The 16,572-nt window shown below is 66.2% G+C and carries 16 protein-coding genes and 1 tRNA gene; 3 read left to right on the forward strand and 14 right to left on the reverse strand.

Annotated elements, in window-relative coordinates:
• Positions 1 to 328 precede the first annotated feature (328 nt).
• The 8 genes from ACFWAY_RS31225 to ACFWAY_RS31260 all read right to left on the reverse strand — a co-directional run bounded on the left by ACFWAY_RS31225 (position 329) and on the right by ACFWAY_RS31260 (position 6,750).
• Positions 329 to 526: a hypothetical protein gene (locus ACFWAY_RS31225; RefSeq protein WP_005248440.1), complete on the reverse strand. Its 198-nt coding sequence runs from the start codon at positions 524 to 526 to the stop codon at positions 329 to 331.
• Between the two features lie 48 nt (positions 527 to 574).
• The gene (locus tag ACFWAY_RS31230; RefSeq protein ID WP_005248443.1) at positions 575 to 697 is read right to left on the reverse strand and encodes a hypothetical protein; all 123 of its coding nucleotides are present in this window, start codon (positions 695 to 697) and stop codon (positions 575 to 577) included.
• 42 nt (positions 698 to 739) lie between these two features.
• On the reverse strand, positions 740 to 1,177 hold the full coding sequence (locus ACFWAY_RS31235) for a DUF2752 domain-containing protein (RefSeq protein WP_378513256.1): 438 nt from the start codon (positions 1,175 to 1,177) through the stop codon (positions 740 to 742).
• Between the two features lie 216 nt (positions 1,178 to 1,393).
• A tRNA-Thr gene (locus tag ACFWAY_RS31240) sits at positions 1,394 to 1,466 on the reverse strand.
• A 31-nt stretch (positions 1,467 to 1,497) separates the two neighbouring features.
• Complete coding sequence (locus ACFWAY_RS31245) at positions 1,498 to 2,712, reverse strand: DNA polymerase III subunit delta' (protein ID WP_378513257.1); 1,215 nt, start codon at positions 2,710 to 2,712, stop codon at positions 1,498 to 1,500.
• Between the two features lie 52 nt (positions 2,713 to 2,764).
• Positions 2,765 to 5,683, reverse strand: a complete 2,919-nt coding sequence (gene topA / locus ACFWAY_RS31250; RefSeq protein ID WP_378457411.1) for a type I DNA topoisomerase — start codon at positions 5,681 to 5,683, stop codon at positions 2,765 to 2,767.
• Positions 5,684 to 5,820: 137 nt separating this feature from the next.
• Complete coding sequence (locus ACFWAY_RS31255; protein WP_378457412.1) at positions 5,821 to 6,405, reverse strand: hypothetical protein; 585 nt, start codon at positions 6,403 to 6,405, stop codon at positions 5,821 to 5,823.
• A 141-nt stretch (positions 6,406 to 6,546) separates the two neighbouring features.
• The gene (locus ACFWAY_RS31260; RefSeq protein WP_005248460.1) at positions 6,547 to 6,750 is read right to left on the reverse strand and encodes a cold-shock protein; all 204 of its coding nucleotides are present in this window, start codon (positions 6,748 to 6,750) and stop codon (positions 6,547 to 6,549) included.
• Between the two features lie 396 nt (positions 6,751 to 7,146).
• Here ACFWAY_RS31260 and ACFWAY_RS31265 point away from each other — a divergent pair, with 396 nt between their 5' ends.
• Positions 7,147 to 9,510: a DEAD/DEAH box helicase gene (locus ACFWAY_RS31265; protein WP_378457413.1), complete on the forward strand. Its 2,364-nt coding sequence runs from the start codon at positions 7,147 to 7,149 to the stop codon at positions 9,508 to 9,510.
• Positions 9,511 to 9,516: 6 nt separating this feature from the next.
• Here the strand turns inward: ACFWAY_RS31265 and ACFWAY_RS31270 are convergent, their stop codons facing one another.
• Both ACFWAY_RS31270 and ACFWAY_RS31275 read right to left on the reverse strand, forming a co-directional pair.
• Entirely contained in the window at positions 9,517 to 10,299 is a 783-nt protein-coding gene (locus tag ACFWAY_RS31270; protein WP_378513258.1) for a CoA-transferase subunit beta, read from the reverse strand.
• Entirely contained in the window at positions 10,296 to 11,216 is a 921-nt protein-coding gene (locus ACFWAY_RS31275) for a CoA transferase subunit A (RefSeq protein WP_378457415.1), read from the reverse strand. The genes ACFWAY_RS31270 and ACFWAY_RS31275 overlap by 4 nt, the downstream gene beginning before the upstream one ends.
• A 110-nt stretch (positions 11,217 to 11,326) precedes the next feature.
• Here ACFWAY_RS31275 and ACFWAY_RS31280 point away from each other — a divergent pair, with 110 nt between their 5' ends.
• Complete coding sequence (locus ACFWAY_RS31280) at positions 11,327 to 12,223, forward strand: LysR family transcriptional regulator (RefSeq protein WP_378457416.1); 897 nt, start codon at positions 11,327 to 11,329, stop codon at positions 12,221 to 12,223.
• Between the two features lie 9 nt (positions 12,224 to 12,232).
• On the opposite strand, the gene ACFWAY_RS31285 is transcribed toward ACFWAY_RS31280, so the two are convergent.
• The 4 genes from ACFWAY_RS31285 to ACFWAY_RS31300 form a co-directional block, all read right to left on the reverse strand.
• Complete coding sequence (locus tag ACFWAY_RS31285; protein WP_378457417.1) at positions 12,233 to 13,642, reverse strand: MFS transporter; 1,410 nt, start codon at positions 13,640 to 13,642, stop codon at positions 12,233 to 12,235.
• 181 nt (positions 13,643 to 13,823) lie between these two features.
• Entirely contained in the window at positions 13,824 to 14,180 is a 357-nt protein-coding gene (locus tag ACFWAY_RS31290) for an Rv3654c family TadE-like protein (protein ID WP_378457418.1), read from the reverse strand.
• Positions 14,177 to 14,551, reverse strand: coding sequence for a TadE family type IV pilus minor pilin (locus ACFWAY_RS31295; protein WP_378457419.1), 375 nt, complete (start codon positions 14,549 to 14,551; stop codon positions 14,177 to 14,179). The genes ACFWAY_RS31290 and ACFWAY_RS31295 overlap by 4 nt, the downstream gene beginning before the upstream one ends.
• A complete protein-coding gene (locus ACFWAY_RS31300) occupies positions 14,551 to 14,736 on the reverse strand; it encodes a DUF4244 domain-containing protein (protein ID WP_378513298.1) in 186 nt (61 codons plus the stop codon). Before ACFWAY_RS31300 ends, ACFWAY_RS31295 begins: the two co-directional genes overlap by 1 nt.
• On the opposite strand from ACFWAY_RS31300, the gene ACFWAY_RS31305 reads away from it, so the two are divergent.
• The gene (locus ACFWAY_RS31305) at positions 14,716 to 16,554 is read left to right on the forward strand and encodes a recombinase family protein (RefSeq protein WP_378513259.1); all 1,839 of its coding nucleotides are present in this window, start codon (positions 14,716 to 14,718) and stop codon (positions 16,552 to 16,554) included. The two genes, ACFWAY_RS31300 and ACFWAY_RS31305, sit on opposite strands and share 21 nt — an antisense overlap.
• Positions 16,555 to 16,572 lie beyond the last annotated feature (18 nt).

Genomic DNA, 16,572 nt, shown 5'->3' on the forward strand with positions numbered 1-16,572 from the left:
ACTGACATTCATCGACACACTGTTGAGTTCTCAAAGAACACGCACACACCATCACCACTGACACACTCGCCAGCCGCTCCGGGGCAACCGTTCCATCTTATCCTACCAGCCTCACCGGCGCAAGCCGTGACACTGATCAAGATCAAACCGGGATGGAAGCACAACCATACACGACGGTGAACTTCCGATTTACCAGGCGCCTTCGTCCAACCTCGTGTCCCCCGCCTTCCGGCCGGGGTCGGTGTCCGTGTCGCTCTGACCTGGAATAAGTTACGCGAAGGGAAACAAGAACACCAAATCGCCAGGTCAACGCCGCAAACCCGCCGATTCAGGGCACCCAGTACTTGGCGGCCAGCTCTTCGATCACCACATCACCGTCCGAGGCCTGCTCCAAAGCCGCGAGGTCGGAGTCGATGGAAACCAATCGTGGATCGTCCCCCTCCGCCTCCTGGACTGGGTGCCCCCCGTCCTCGGCCAGCTGACGCAACAGCTTCTCGCGCACCCGGTCCTTCAGCGAATCGCTCATATCGAAATCATGACCGCGCGGCGGTGGGTTGTCGAGGGTGCACCGAACTCACTCCTCGGTCTCGTCCGGCGCCTTCACGTTGTCGCTCTTGCCGAAGACTCGCAGCGCGGTCGGAATGAGGACGATCAGCGCGCCCAGGATCGCGATCAACGAAAAGACCTGCATTGCCATCTGTGAACCGACTCTCTGTTTCGTGCCCGCGGCGACCAGGTGTCAGGCCGGCGCGAGCCAGCTTCCCCAAGATGTGTTCCTGGTGACGGTAAACGCCGCAAGGAAAATGAGCACACCGACTGTCACTCGCAGACCGAATACGATCCTGCGATCGCGTTGTCCTCGCCATCGGCGACGTGCCCATCCGATCCACGCGAAAACCATCACCGCAATGAACGGGACGATCAGAACATTGCCGGCCACAGCCGCGCCGATGTCGAGGTTGGTGAGGTCGTGCACCGCTCTCAACCCTCCGCAGGCCGGGCACCACCACCCGGTCAGGGCGTAGACGGGACAGAAGCCGTACGAACCCGGCTGATGCGGATCCCGGAAGTGGAGGATCGCGGCGGCGACAGCGGCGCCGACGGCCACAGCGGCGGGTGCACCGAGTGCGCGCAGACCGACCGCCGGCATCGTCGGAGTTCCGCTCTGGGTGTCCACGCGTCCAGTGTTCACGATTCTTCCGGTTTCCGGTGCCGACAGTCAGACGGTGAGCGAGTAGTCCGGCCACAGACGGCGGGTGCCTGCCCTCGATGTCGCCGGAGAAGTTCTTCACGACCCCGAAGTTCTTGTACATATCCGACACGGCGAATGTGTCCGCCCCCGGAGACAACTCTGGCCCTTCCCGACTGATCGGGAAGGGCCAGAGGACCGCTGAGCTGCCTGAGAGAATCGAACTCTCGACCTTTTCATTACGAGTGAAATGCTCTACCGACTGAGCTAAGGCAGCGGTGCCTTTCGGCGGTGGCGAGTCTAGCGCCTCAACCCCGAGTATGCGAAAACGGCTCCCTGAACGCGTCGCCGAGAGTGGCCACCATGGCGTCGACAGCCCACTGCGGTTTGACGTTGACGGTGATCGCCTCGCGACACTCGAGGACGGCTTCGATGCACTTCAGAAGGCCTTCCGGGGTTGTGCGCGAGGCGAGGTCGGCCGCCCGATCCGCCATGTCCGGGTGGTTCGCGGCCGCGTTCGACTTCCATGCGACGGCGAGCGCGTCGCGGTAGAGACCGGCCAGATCGATCAGTGCACGGTCGAGTGCGTCACGGCCCGTGCGAGTGGCCCTGGACTTCTGGCGCTTCTCGAGATCCTTCAGCACGCCGGCCGAACCGCGGAGAGCTCCGGCAGCACCCTTACCGGTGCCGCCCGCCCCCAGCGCGGTGCGCAATTCTTCGGTTTCCTGCTCGTCCCTGGCCGCGCTCATCTCCTTCGCCTCCGCGTCGGCAGAACGCACCAGTTCCTCCGCCGCGGCGAACGCGGTGGCGGGCCGCAGTGCCGCGACGGCGAGGTCCAGAGCGTCCTTACGACGCACCTTGGCATTGAGATCCGTCGCGAGACGTCGGGCGCGCCCGACGTGACCGCCGCTGATCGAGGCCGCCAGTTGCGCATCGGCGGGGTCCAGGCCGTCCCGCTCGCGCAGGACCTTCGCGATGGAGTCGGCCGACGGAGTCACGAGATGGACGTGCCGGCAGCGCGACCGCAGCGTCACGGAGATGTCCTGCGGGTCGACCGAGGGCGCGCACAACAGGAACACGGTGCGATCCGGCGGCTCCTCCACCACTTTCAGGAGAGCGTTGGCCGCACCCTCGGTGAGCCGGTCCGCATCCTCGACGACCACGATCTGCCAGCGCCCGGTGCTCGGCCGGCGAGCGGCGGTCTGCACGATGGCGCGCATTTCCTTGACGCTGATGCTCAGGCCCTCGGGGACTACCCGCCGGACATCGCCGTGTGTGCCGACCATGACCGTCGTGCAGGCGTGGCACACGCCGCAGCCGGGGACGCCGTCACTGGTGCATTGGAGTGCGGCGGCGAAACACTGCGCGGCCACCGACCTACCCGATCCGGGCGGCCCCGTGAACAGCCACGAATGCGTCATCGAGGAGCCCATCGCACCGACTCCACGACGGGCGGCGGTCGCTGCGGCCGTCAGCTCGGCCTCGACGTCCTCTTGGCCCACCAACCGGTCGAATACCGTCACCGCGCCAGCCTAACCGGCACGTGCGACAGCGCGGCCGGCCCGAGGTACCGGCTCACGCCTTCTTGTCCGCTGCCTTCTTCGAGGCCGCCTTCTTCGCCGGCGCCTTCTTCGCGGCGGCCTTCTTTGCAGCCTTCTTGGCGGGCGCCTTCTTCGCGGCGGCCTTCTTCTTGACGGGACCGCGGGCACGCCGATCCGCCAGCAGTTCCGAAGCGCGAGCGTCGGTGATGGACTCCACCTCGTCACCCTTACGGAGGCTGGCGTTGGTCTCACCGTCGGTCACGTACGGCCCGAACCGGCCGTCCTTGATCACCATCGGCTTCTCGCTGACCGTGTCGACGCCCAGCTCACGCAGCGGCGGGGTGGCGGCGGCCTGACGTCCGCGGCGCTTTGGCTCCGCGTAGATCTTCAGAGCCTCGTCGAGGGTCACCGTGAACATCTGGTCCTCGGTGGCGAGGGACCGCGAATCCGTCCCCTTCTTCAGATACGGGCCGTAGCGACCGTTCTGCGCGGAGATCTCTTCCTTGGACTCCGGATCGACACCCACCACGCGCGGCAGCGACAGCAGCTTGAGGGCGTCATCGAGGGTCACCGTCTCCAAGTCCATCGACTTGAGAAGCGAACCCGTCCGAGGCTTCGGACCGGTGGCCTTCTTCGCCGCCTTCTTCGCCGGAGCCTTCTTGGCTGCCGTCTTCGTCTTGGTCGTCCCGTCGCCCGATTCGTCCGTCACCGGCACCACTGCCGGTTCGGGCTCCGGCTCCGGCTCGGGAAGGATCTCGGTGACGTAGGGGCCGAAGCGGCCCTCCTTCGCGACGATCTCGTGCCCGGTGAGCGGGTCGACTCCCAGCTTGCGACCCTCCTGCGGCGTCGAGAACAGCTTCTCCGCGTACTCCGGGGTCAGCTCGTCCGGCGGAAGGTCGTCGGGCAGGTTGGCCCGCTGGGAGATGAGGTCGCCCTCGGGGTCGTCCGGGTTCTGGACCATCCGCTCGAGGTACGGACCGAACCGTCCGACGCGGACGTGCACTTCCCGTCCCTCGGCGTCGTCGAAGAGCCTGATCGAGTTGACCTCGCGAGCGTCGATCTCCTCGAGGTTGACGCCGACCATCTTCTTCAGGCCGCCCTCACGGGCAACCGAGCCTTCGGCGCCGTGATCGCCACCGAAGTAGAAACTGCTCAGCCAGTTGCCGCGCTGTTCCCGGCCACCGGCGATCGCGTCGAGGTCGTCTTCCATCCCGGCGGTGAAGTCGAAGTCGACCAACCGCCCGAAGTGCATCTCGAGGAGGCCGATGACGGCGAACGCCACCCAGGACGGGACCAGCGCGCTGCCGCGCTTGTAGACGTATCCGCGATCGAGAATGGTCTTGATGATCGACGAATACGTGGACGGGCGGCCGATGCCCAGCTCTTCGAGGGTCTTGATCAGGCTCGCCTCGGTGTAGCGGGCGGGCGGGTTGGTGGTGTGGCCGTCGGGATCGAGCTTGGTGGCGGTGACCGCCTGGCCCTCGACGAGCACCGGCAGGCGCGACTCTGCATCGTCGGACTGGCCGCCTGCCTCCTCGTCGACGCTCTCCACGTAGGCCTTGAGGAATCCGGCGAACGTGATGGTGCGGCCCGACGCGGAGAACGTGCACTCCTCGCCGGTGCCCGCGGTTCCGGTGATCCGCAGGGTCAGCGTCGTGCCCCGCGCGTCGGCCATCTGCGACGCCACGGTGCGCTGCCAGATCAGCTCGTACAGACGGAACTCGTCGGTGTCGAGGCGGGAATGCAGCTGACCAGGGGTCTGGAACACGTCGCCGGCGGGGCGGATGGCCTCGTGCGCCTCCTGCGCGTTCTTGACCTTGCGCGTGTACTGGCGCGGTGTGTCGTGCACGTACTCGGCGCCGTACAACTCGGTGGCCTGCGCGCGGGCGGCAGCGATCGCCGACGACGACAGCGTCGTCGAGTCGGTACGCATGTAGGTGATGTAACCGTTCTCGTACAGCCGCTGCGCGATGCGCATGGTCCGCTCGGACGTGAAGCGGAGCTTGCGGCCCGCCTCCTGCTGCAGCGTCGACGTCATGAACGGCGCGTACGGCTTGCGGGTGTACGGCTTGCTCTCCGCGGAGGAGACGGTGAGGTCGACACCGGCGAGGGACTCTGCCAGACGCTGCGCTCGCGCCTCGTCCAGAACAGTGACGGTGCTCGTCTTCAGCTGGCCGTCCGCGCCGAAGTCGCGGCCGCTGGCCACCCGGGAGCCGTCGACGCTCACCAGACGCGCCCCGAAACTGCGGGGGCTGGCGTCGGCGCCGGCGTCGAGGGTGGCGGAGATGTCCCAGTAGGACGCCGAGCGGAACGCCATCCGCTCGCGTTCCCGCTTCACGATGACGCGGGTGGCGACGGACTGCACGCGGCCTGCCGACAGCTTCGGCATGACCTTCTTCCACAGCACGGGGCTGACCTCGTAGCCGTACAGACGGTCGAGAATGCGGCGGGTCTCCTGCGCGTCGACCAGGTCGGTGTCGAGTTCGCGGGTGTCCTCGGCCGCGGCGCGGATGGCCGGCTCGGTGATCTCGTGGAAGACCATCCGGCGAACCGGGATCTTCGGCTTGAGTGTCTCCAGGAGATGCCAGGCGATCGCTTCGCCCTCGCGGTCGGGGTCGGTGGCGAGGAAGAGTTCGTCAGCGTCCTTGAGGAGGCTCTTCAGCTCCGTGACCTTGGACTTCTTCTCCGGACTGACCACGTAGAGGGGTTCGAAATCATGGTCGACGTTGACGCCGAGCCGCGCCCACGACTCACCCTTGTACTTGGCCGGGACATCCGCGGCTCCGCGCGGAAGGTCGCGGATGTGGCCGACCGACGCCTCGACGACATAGTTCTTTCCGAGGTACGGGGCGATCTTGCGGGCCTTGGTCGGCGACTCGACGATCACGAGGCGGCGAGGCTGGCCGGACGCTCCCGCCGCACCCTGTGCACTGCCGTTGTCCCCTTTAGCCACCTGTAGCCCGAGCCTTCCTGAAGTCGATCGCTGCCACTCGACAGTTGTGCAGACAAACCCTTTTATACCCGGTTCGCCTATTACTAGAGTGACATACCCGGAACCCATCCTCGCAGATCAGTACCGTCTACGCGGCTCTAGACGTGGGGCCAACCGGTACGGTCGTCTAAATTTCCGGGCGCCTCACCGATGCTCTCGACGAGTCTGCCGAGCCTACGCCGACCCGAGATTCGGAGCCCCGGACCCGAGCCACGGGTGCCGATCAGCGTCGGCGCGATGCCCGCTCTCATCAATGCCTGAGCCAACGGCGCGTGGGTATCCGGGGCATGCGGATCGAGTCCGAGGACGAACCGCTCACCCTCCGCTTCGCCCCTGCCCGACGCGAAAGCCCACACCCTCAGTTGACGCCCCGACGGCACCCAGCCGGAAGGCACCGCCTTGACCGCTCCCCTCGTCCACTGGTCCGCGAGAGGCCGCAAGTCGACGACCGATGCAGTGCGAACCAGCGGGCTGCCCTCGTCGCTGCGCGTGATCTCGACCTCGAGTCCGGCCTGGGCGATCAACTCCGCAATCGCCTCCGCCCGCCACTGCGCGTCGACCACGATCGAGATCCGCGCACGCCCGGCCGATGTGACCACCTGACCCGTCGCGGCGAGAAGACCGCACAGATCGGTGACTGCCGGCGGCATCGCCTCCGCGGAGAAGAAGGAGAGCTGGCTCACTGAAGTACCCCCTTTGGCCACGGCACCGTTGCCGTGAAAACGATTCGTCCCCCACCGCCTCAGGCGATGGGGGACGAATCAGACGCGGTCACGAGGACCCCGCCTATCTGATTTACGTGTTCACGAATGTGAACGGCAGAATCAGACTGCGCGAACGCCGGTAGCCTGGGGGCCCTTGGTGCCCTGGCCGACCTCGAACTCCACGCGCTGGTTCTCCTCGAGGGTGCGGAAGCCGCTGCCCTGAATCTCGGAGTAGTGAACGAAGACGTCAGCGGAGCCGTCTTCGGGTGCGATGAAGCCGAAGCCCTTTTCCGCGTTGAACCACTTCACAGTGCCCTGTGCCATGCTTTTCCTTCTCTTTCTAACACCGGATTCGGCGGACAGCACATACAGTCCGCCGGGCCGGTTCCGACCGCTGTACTTCTTGATTTCCCCCTCAGGAAAAGCAGAGCACCGCGTTCGCAACATCGATCCTGCGAGCGTTCACTCTTTCAAGCCTACGAACACAGAAGCTGCGACCAGTTGTAGTCAACCATGAACTCCGCGAACGCAACAGTCGAAATCCGAACAATTCACACAAAAAGTTGATCTTGTAGCGAACAGGCATGAAACAGCCGTTTCACGCGGGGGTCGCGACACCCCGGGCGACAGCCCCGAAGAGGCACTCGTTATCATCAAATGCGCAGGTCGTGGCGGTGTGGAAGCTACTCGCCCGTCCCCTACGACAGCCCGGAGACATCAGTGAGCACACCGTTTTCACCACGTGACGACAGTGGAAATACGGGCGAAACATACGGCCGAGCGCTGCTGAACCGAGTCCTCGAGGGCGTTCCCCGAGACGAAAACCCGCTCACTTTCGCCGCGGAAATGCCTGCCCGGACTTCTCAGGTGTCGGAATGGCCCGCGTGGGCGCACCCGAGCGTCGTCCGGGCCATGCAGGAGAACGGGATCCCCCGCCCCTGGACCCACCAGGCCGCCGCCGCCGACCTGGCCCATCACGGGACGAACGTCGTGGTGTCGACCGGCACCGCCTCGGGCAAGTCCCTGGCCTACCAGCTCCCGGTACTCACCACTCTGGCAACGGATCCGCGGGCGACCGCCCTCTACCTCTCACCGACCAAGGCGCTCGGCGCAGACCAGCTGCGGGCCGTGACCTCGCTCATCGACTCGGAAGCCCTGGACGCCGGGGACGACCTCCGGGGCGTGTACCCGTGCGTGTTCGACGGCGACACCTCACTAGAGGTGCGGCACTGGGCGAGGGAGAACTCGCGGTGGCTCTTCACGAACCCCGACATGCTGCACATCTCCCTCCTCCGGACCCATCAGCGATGGGCGCACTTCTTCCGCAATCTGACCTACGTGGTGATCGACGAATGCCACTCCTACCGTGGTGTCTTCGGCTCGAATGTCGCGCTCGTGCTGCGGCGGCTCCGGCGCATCGCGGCACGGTACGGCGCCGATCCCGTCTTCGTCCTCGCGTCCGCCACCACGGCGGATCCCGGGGCGGCGGCGTCGCGGCTGATCGGAGCGCCCTGCGCCGAGGTCGTGGAAGACGGTTCACCGCACGGCCCCCGGACGGTCGCGCTGTGGGAACCCCCGCTGATGCGGGAGGTCACCGGGGAGAACGGAAGCCCCGTTCGACGGCCCGCCGGTTCGGAGGCCGCGCGCATCATGGCCGACCTGATGGTCGAAGGGGCCCGCACGCTCACCTTCGTGCGCTCCCGCCGTGGCGCGGAGTTGACCGCGATGGCGACCAAACGCCTACTCGGGGAGATCGATCCCGAACTCTCGGCGCGAGTCGCGTCGTATCGAGCCGGGTACCTCGCCGAGGATCGGCGTGAGCTCGAGACCGCACTCGCCGACGGCACGCTGCTGGGGGCGGCGACGACGAATGCGCTGGAACTCGGCGTCGACATCGCCGGCCTCGACGCCGTCGTGGTCGCCGGGTTCCCCGGGACGGTGGCGTCGTTCTGGCAACAGGGAGGCCGGTCCGGCCGACGCGGCGAAGGTTCGCTCGTAGTCCTGGTCGCGCGTGACGATCCCCTCGACACCTACCTCGTCCACCACCCGTCCGCGCTGCTCGACAAGCCCGTCGAGGCGACCGTCACGGACCCGAGCAATCCGTATGTCCTCGGCCCGCAGTTGCTCTGCGCGGCAATGGAACTGCCACTGTCCGACGCCGAGGCCGAGGCGTTCGGCGCGATCGACGTCCTCGGGAAGCTGGCAGAGCAGGGCCTGATCCGCCGGCGCGCACACGGCTGGTTCGTCACCGCCGGCACAAATCCTCATGGCGCAGTGGATATCCGCGGTGGAATCGGAACCCAGGTGGCAATTGTCGTGTCGGAATCCGGACGCATGCTCGGAACCGTCGACACCGGCCGCGCTCCCGCCACGGCGCATCCCGGCGCCGTCCACCTCCATCAGGGTGAGTCGTACGTCGTCGACGAACTCGACCTCGAACAGGGACTCGCCCTGGTGCACGCCGAGGACCCCGACTGGACGACGTCGGCCCGCGAGACCACCGAGATCACCGTCACGTCGGTGCTCGAGCAGAAGCAGTTCGGCGACGTCGAGGTCGCTCTCGTCGAGGTCGAGGTCACCCATCAGGTGATCGGGTACCTCCGACGACTGTCTTCGGGTGAGATCCTCGACGCGGTCGAACTGGACATGCCGAAGCAGACCCTCCCCACCCGCGCGGTGATGTACACCGTCACCCCGGAACTCCTGGTGCAGGCGGGCGTTCCGGCCGAACGCGTACCCGGCTCGCTCCACGCCGCGGAACATGCCGCGATCGGGCTCCTGCCTCTCGTCGCGGTGTGCGATCGAGGCGACATCGGCGGTGTCTCGACCGCGTTGCACGCCGACACCGGACTTCCCACCGTGTTCGTGTACGACGGTCACGCGGGCGGCGCCGGCTTCGCCGACCGAGGTCACGCCGAACTCACCCGCTGGCTCGGCGCGACCCGCGAAGCGATCGAATCGTGCGAATGCACCTCGGGGTGCCCGTCCTGCGTGTACTCGCCGAAGTGCGGAAACGGTAACGACCCCCTCGACAAGGATGGGGCGATCCGGGTCCTCACGGCTGTACTGGACTCGCTCGGCTGAGCCCGCTCAGCGCAGATAGAGCCTGACCTTGTCGATCACATCCCGCAGCAGGTGAATCTCCTCGGCGGTCGGCGGGGCGGTGACCGTGAGATCGCCGGCGACCTTCAGTTCCCAGCCGGTCTGCGCTCGCACGTCGTCGACGGTGACCCCCTCGTGCACGCTGACCAACTCGAGTTCGTCGAACGGGCCCTGCCGCGACAGCACCCCGAGGTTCGTGAACACCTTCGTCACCCCTCGGCCGCGAGGCATGATCCCGTCACCTGCCGCCCGGGCCCGGACGGGACTCGGCGACGTGCAGAAGTCGAGTTCCGCCGGGAAGGCACTCGGGTCGTGTCGCCGCATCACCACGAAGATCTCGCCGGCATTGGGCATGATCTCCACGGCGCCACCGGCACCGGGCAACCGGACCGTCGGCTTGTCCCAGTCACCGATGATGCTGGTGTTGAGGCTGCCGTACCGGTCGATCTGGGCCGCACCGAGAAATCCGACGTCGACGTTGCCGCCCTGCAGCACGTAGCCGAACAACGCCGACATCGACACCACCGACTCTGCGCCCGACACGACCACCGAGTCGGCGATGCCCTCGGCCATCACGGCGGGGTGGGCGCCGCACACTCCCGATTCGTAGATCAGTTCGACGTCGGGGTTGCTGGTCCGCTTGGCGAGATCGACGGCGAGCGTCGGCAAGCCGACGCCGGCGAAGACACGCCCCTTCCCGGCGAGTTCGCGGGCGGCGACGGACACGATGACCTCCGTCGCGGAGATCGCTCCGACTGGTGCTGTGGTCATTTCCGGCTCCCGTAGTCGACTGGTTCGGAGAATCGAGGCTCGACGGCGAGGTCGTTCCAGTAGTCGCCGCCGAGTTTGTCCAGGTACTCGTCGTGATTCGCGGTGCCGTGGATCCATTCCTTCAGCCAGGCCTGCAGGAGTCCGGAGTCCTTGCTGATCGCGGTCCATCGCCGGTAGAACGCGCAGTCCCGGTCGTAGTAGCCCTGCACGTAGGACGGGTGCGCCCCGCGCGGACAGACGACGACGGCATCGACCGCGTGGGAGGGGATCAGCGTGCGGTTCGGGTCGGAGCGGACGACCTCGTCGTCGACGATCTCCTCGACGACCACGATCGCCTTCCTCGCGGCGTACACCGCTTCCTGCTGGACCCCGGAGATACCCCAGATCTGCACGTTGCCGTGACGGTCGGCGCGCTGCGCGTGAACGATAGTGACGTCCGGGTTCAGCGGAGGCACGACGTACACGGTGCCCTCCCCGTAAGGATCGTCGACGAGTCGAATTCGGGGGTTCAGCCGCGGAAGGTCGCTTCCGGCATAGGAGCGCAGCGGAAAGAACGGGAGACCGGCGGCACCCGCCTGATAGCGGCAGACCATTCCGTAGTGGCTGTACTCCTCGACCTCGAGGGCCACCGGATCGTGCTGCTCGATACGGCGCCGCAACTCGTGCAGGGATCCGGCGGAGCCGCTCGCGAAGAACGAGGCCACGAGCTTGGTGACACAACCGGCGGCCACGAGTTGATCCGACACGATGTCGGGCGTCATCCGGCACAGCGTGAGGTTCTGCCGCTGCTGCCGGATGATCTCGTGCGCAGCCGCGAAGGAGATGAGATGTGAGAAGCCCTCGAGGCACACGGTCATGCCGTCTTCGACGTACGTTCCTATGGCTTCCGCCATGCTGACCACTTTGCTCATCGTCATGCCCTTCTCCGGAACGACGGGAGGTCGCCTCGGGACCTTCCCCACCGGATTACCGCCGTGTGAATCAATAGTGTTGACAACTCTGTTGCTGGAACTGCAATAGTTCTCCCGTGGAGATTTCTCAGATCACTGCCTTTCTCGCGGTTGCCGAGGAGTTGCACTTCGGCCGCGCCGCGCAGCGCCTGCACTCGGCCCAGCCGCCGCTGAGCCGAACGATTCGGCAACTGGAAAAGCAGCTCGGGGCAACTCTTTTCGAAAGAAACACGCGGAACGTGCGGTTGACCTCCGCCGGTGAGGCACTGCTGGGCCCGGCGCGCGAGATCCTGGACGCCTGCCGGCTCGCGGAGATCGCCGTCGCCGCCGCCGGGCGCGGACAGGTCGGCCGGGTGCGCATCGGCTTCGCCGGAGTCTCGTCCCACCTGCTCATCGGGCGGTGGGCCAAACTCGTCCGGCACACCCACCCGGGGATCGAATTCGTTCTGGACAGTTCCGCTTTCGCGAGCGAAGCGCTGAACAAGCTCCTCGACGGAACCCTCGACATCGGTCTGGTCCGGTGGATCTTCACCCCGCCGGGCATCGCGTCCCGCGTCATCCTCAACGAGGACTTCGTGGTGGCCCTGCCCACCGACCACCCGCTCTCAGGCAGGGACGGCGTTCGCATCGAGGAACTGGCCACCGAGCCCTGGGTGACGCTGCCCGCCGATCCCGGATCGGCGCTGCGCGACTCCCTGCAGCGGGCGGCCCACGACGCCGGCTTCACGCCCCGGATCGTGCAGAGTGCCCCGGACTCGATGGCGTTGATGGCGTTGGTGTCCGCGGAGGTCGGCTGCGCGTTGACCGTGTCCTCCGTGGCCGAGAACGTGAACAACCCGGATGTCGTGTTCCTCCCGCTGGTCGGCGGTCCCAGCACCCTGCAACTGCGGATCGCGTGGAGAGCGGACGACGACAACGCCGCGTTGAGGGAAGTCCTCAGGCTGTCAGAGGAGGCATTGCCCACTCCGGAATGACCTGCGCGGTCAGGTGCGGGCTGTCGCACGTGCCTGCCCTGCACTCGGAGCGGTGTCCACCGCATCGTCCTCAGCGATCTCGAGTTGCAGTTCGTCCGCGTCGGATTGCTCCGCGGTCGACAGCCGGCGCGCGTCGTATCCGGTCCGATTCAGCAGCAACAACGTGCAGATCAGGGAGACGGCGGCATATCCGGCCGACACGAACGCAACACCGACGATGTTGCCGGACGAGTTGAGCATCCACTGCGCCAGCACCGGGGTGCCGCCGCCGACGATCAGAGAACACAGCTGGTAGGCCGCGGAAAGGCCGGTGTAGCGAATGTTGGCGGGGAAGGCACGCGCGAGAACTCCGGCGATGGCGCCATAGAACATCGAGTGCGGAATGGTCGCGAGGCACATCGCGACGACGGCAATGGCGAAGTTCTCGGTCCGGATCGCGAAGAACATTGCCGGCATCAGGATGAACTCGGGAATCACCATGATGCACATGGCTTTCCGCATGTCTATCCGGGACACCAGGACGGCGCCGAACGGCTGCACGATGAACTGGACCACGAGGGCGATGGCGATGGCGCCGAGGAACGTGCCCCGGTCGTAGCCGAGTTCGCTGGTGGCCCACGACAATGCGAAGGTGTTCTTGAAGTACGTCACCTGGGCCAGGGGCAGCGCGCCGGCACCGAGGAGGACGAGGACCCAGTGCTTGCGCAGCACCTCACCGATCGGCAGTGCGACGGTCTTCTTGCGCTTCAGCACGGTCTTCATCGCGTCCGACTCTTCGAGCTTGAGGCGGATGATCATGCCGACGATCACCAGGGCCGCAGAGATCAGGAACGGGATGCGCCAGCCGTAGAGCACGAAGGCCGGGGTGGGCATGGCGGAGAGCAGGAAGAACGCCATGGTCGCCAGGAGGTTTCCGGCGGGCGACCCCTGCTGGGCGAACGCCGAGTACAGAATCCCCTTTCCCTTGGGTGCGTTCTCACTGGCGATCAGGACCGCCCCGCCCCATTCACCTCCGACTGCCACACCCTGTACGAGCCGGAGGAACACCAGGGCGGCGGGCGCCCATATCCCGATCTGCGCATAGGAGGGCAGAAGTCCGATTCCGACGGTGGCGGTGCCCATCATCATGAGCGTGATGACCAGGGTGTTCTTTCGACCGATCTTGTCGCCGAGATGGCCGAAGACGATGCCGCCGATCGGACGGGCGAGGAACCCGGCCCACAGCGTGACGAACGCGAGCAGGGTGCCCATGCCCGCCGGCAGGGTGTCGGAGAAGAACACCTGACCGAAGACCAGCGCCGACGCGGTGCCGTAGATGTAGAAGTCGTACCACTCGATCGTGGTGCCGATGAACGAGGCGATGCCCGCCCTCCGCGCCTTTGTCTCGGCCTCGGTCCGCTTCGGTGGTGCCGTGGTCATGTAATGCCCTCTCTCGCCAAAGGGGAGTGGTGTGGATGAAAACCAGCTCGCAGCAGTGAGACTCGCATCACAGGATCGATGCCGTCCAATACTTCCTGAGCGGGGGATTATTACCAATCTGGTCATAATCACAGAAACCGGCCGCACGCTGGTATTACCGGCCCGCCTCCCCGCTTCGGCGTCACTCCGCGGGACCCGCCCTCGCGACCGCGCGGGCATCCCGGACACCCAGCGAGGACAGAATCACCGGTGCGGTGACCACAACCTCGACGTCCCAGTCGTCGACCTCGCAGGACACGACCTCGGTGCGCATTCGCCCCGCGACCTCCCGTGCCGCGGCACACCCCGCCTCGGTGCCGCGGTCCAGCGCGACGGCCGCGGCGAGGGCAGCCAGATCCGCGGCGGACTGCGCCCGGTGCCGCACCGACACCGCCGAGCCGACGTGCACCAGCATCGCCGTGACCACCACCAGCGCAGCGAGCGCACAGCACGCCGTGACGGTCACGGAACCGCGCTCCTCGGTGATCCCCGAACTCACCGCCCTCCCCCGCTCCAGCCCGGAACGGTGGGTTCGAGAGCCGCCACCGCCTCCGCGGAGATGTTCACGAGCGGAAGGAGCGGACTGTGTGCCCGCACGGTCGCGACGACGAACTCCCCCTCGGCACGGACCGACACGTCGGCACCGCCGGGAGCCACTCTCGCCGCCGTGGAGATCGCCGACTCGCGATCTCCCCGGGCAGCGAGCCGTGCAGCCTCGCGAGCCGAGTCGACACACCGGACGTGCAGCGTCGCCGCGGTGATCGCGCCGACACACAGCACGACCACCGCCACGATCGACGCGATCGCGATGGCCGCCTCGACCGTCACGCCACCGGCCTCCGACCGGCGCAGGTTCTCGGAAGCACTCATCACACCGCGGTGTTCAACGCTTTGTCGATGATGTTCGTCAACGCAGTGACGATGCTGTCGCCGGTGACGACCGAATACAGGACGGCGCCGAAGGCCGCGGCCGCGATGGTCCCGATGGCGTACTCGGCAACGGAGTTTACTCCCCTCCCGTGTAGATTACACGCATGAGCACCGCAGGCAAGCAGACTCGCGCTCTTATTGTCATCCGACTTTCACGGGTCACCGATGCGACGACCTCGCCCGAGCGTCAGCTCGAAGCATGCCGCGCCCTGTGTGAACAGCGCGGATACGAGGTTGTCGGCGTGGCCGAGGACTTGGACGTATCCGCTGGCCTCACGACTCCATTCGAGCGTCCGCAGCTCGGGGACTGGCTTGACAATCGGTTTCATGAGGTCGACGTCTTGGTGGTCTACAGGATGGACCGCATCGTTCGGCGGTTGCTCGACCTGGCCGACTTGATCCGATGGGGACAGACTCACTCGGTGTCGCTGGTGAGCGCCACAGAGTCGTTCCTGGACCTGACGTCACCGTTCGGGGACATCATCGCGTTGTTGGTGGCGAAGGTGGCCGAGCTGGAGCTGGAGGCGATCAGCTCTCGGATCGCATCCGCGTATCACCACAATCGGCAGCTTGGGAAGTGGACCGGGGGTGCCCAAATCCCATGGGGGTACCTACCTCGCCAGACCGACGATGGCTGGCGACTGTATCCCGACCCCGAGGCCGTCCCGGTGATCAATGAGGTTGCCGAGCGAGTGCTAGCCGGAGAGACGCTGCGGGCGATTGCCCATGACCTCAACGAGCGGAAGATCCCGACCGCGAAAGACCGGATGAACCAGCACCTTGGGCGTCCGCTGGGTAAGCCGCCCAAGTCGGGAGAGGAGCGTAAGCCGTTCGCCTGGACTTCGGGAGGTCTGCGACGATCGATGGCATCGCCGACGATGCTCGGGTATGCGACCGTCCGCGAACCCAAACGAGACGCGAACGGCGAGATCCAGATGGATGCACGCGGACGCAAGGTGCTAGAGGCCGAGGACGTTCTACGCGGCCCTGACGGTTCGCCTATCCAGCGGGCAGATCCGATCCTCACGAAGCGTGTGTTCGACCTGCTAGCTACCGAGTTGGTCAGCCGAGAGAACCGCAAAGAGCCGACGAAGAGGTCGAACGCGCTGTTGCTGCGGGTGATCTTCTGCGGAGTCTGCGGGCGACCGTGCTACCGGCTGAAAGGTGGCCAGGGCCGTCGGCCCCGGTACCGGTGCTCGTCGGCTCAGTACAAGGCGACGTGCGGCAACGGCTCGGTCGTGATGGAAGAGTTCGACGACATGATCGAGGGGCAGCTCTTGGCGTTGCTCGGGAGATCCGAACGGCGGAAACGTGTTTGGGACAAAGGCGAGGACCACACAGAGGAGCTGATCGAGATCGATCACACGCTGACCGACCTCGTCGGGCAGCTTGGACGTGGGCCGTACCGCGCAGGCACTCCGCAGCGTGCGGCACTCGACGCGAACATCGAGGCGCTCGACAAGCGCCGGGAGGAGCTGGCTGCATCAACTACCAGGCCCGCTGGCTGGACCTGGCAGCCGACCGGTGAGACATTCCGCGACTGGTGGGGGTCGCTCGACCTCGAACACCAAAACGTCTATCTCCGGACGATGGGAGTCAAGGTCAGTTTCGTCAAACCGGTCGGGGGCGAGCCCGACGTTTCGGTCGAGTGGGGCGACATCGAGAAGATGGCCCGCGAGGTCACGCAGGTCGGACCAATCGCGACGGTGACGGAGACGTACGCCACGATGCGAGAGCACGGCATCCAGGGAATGGAGATCTTCCCTGACAAGGCGGTTGCCGTCATGAAGACCGGCGAGCTGGTCGAGATCCCGCACTGGCTGGACGAGATCGGCATCTCGGAGATCACGAACAACGACGGCGTGCGGATCGTATGGACCACTGACGGCAGAGGCTTCTATCACCAGCCATCCGGGGAGTGGACCGAGATCCCACTGACGTAGCAGCCTGCCTGCTTTTGG

Source organism: Rhodococcus sp. NPDC059968, from assembly GCF_042738615.1.
Classification (GTDB): Bacteria; Actinomycetota; Actinomycetes; order Mycobacteriales; family Mycobacteriaceae; genus Rhodococcus_F.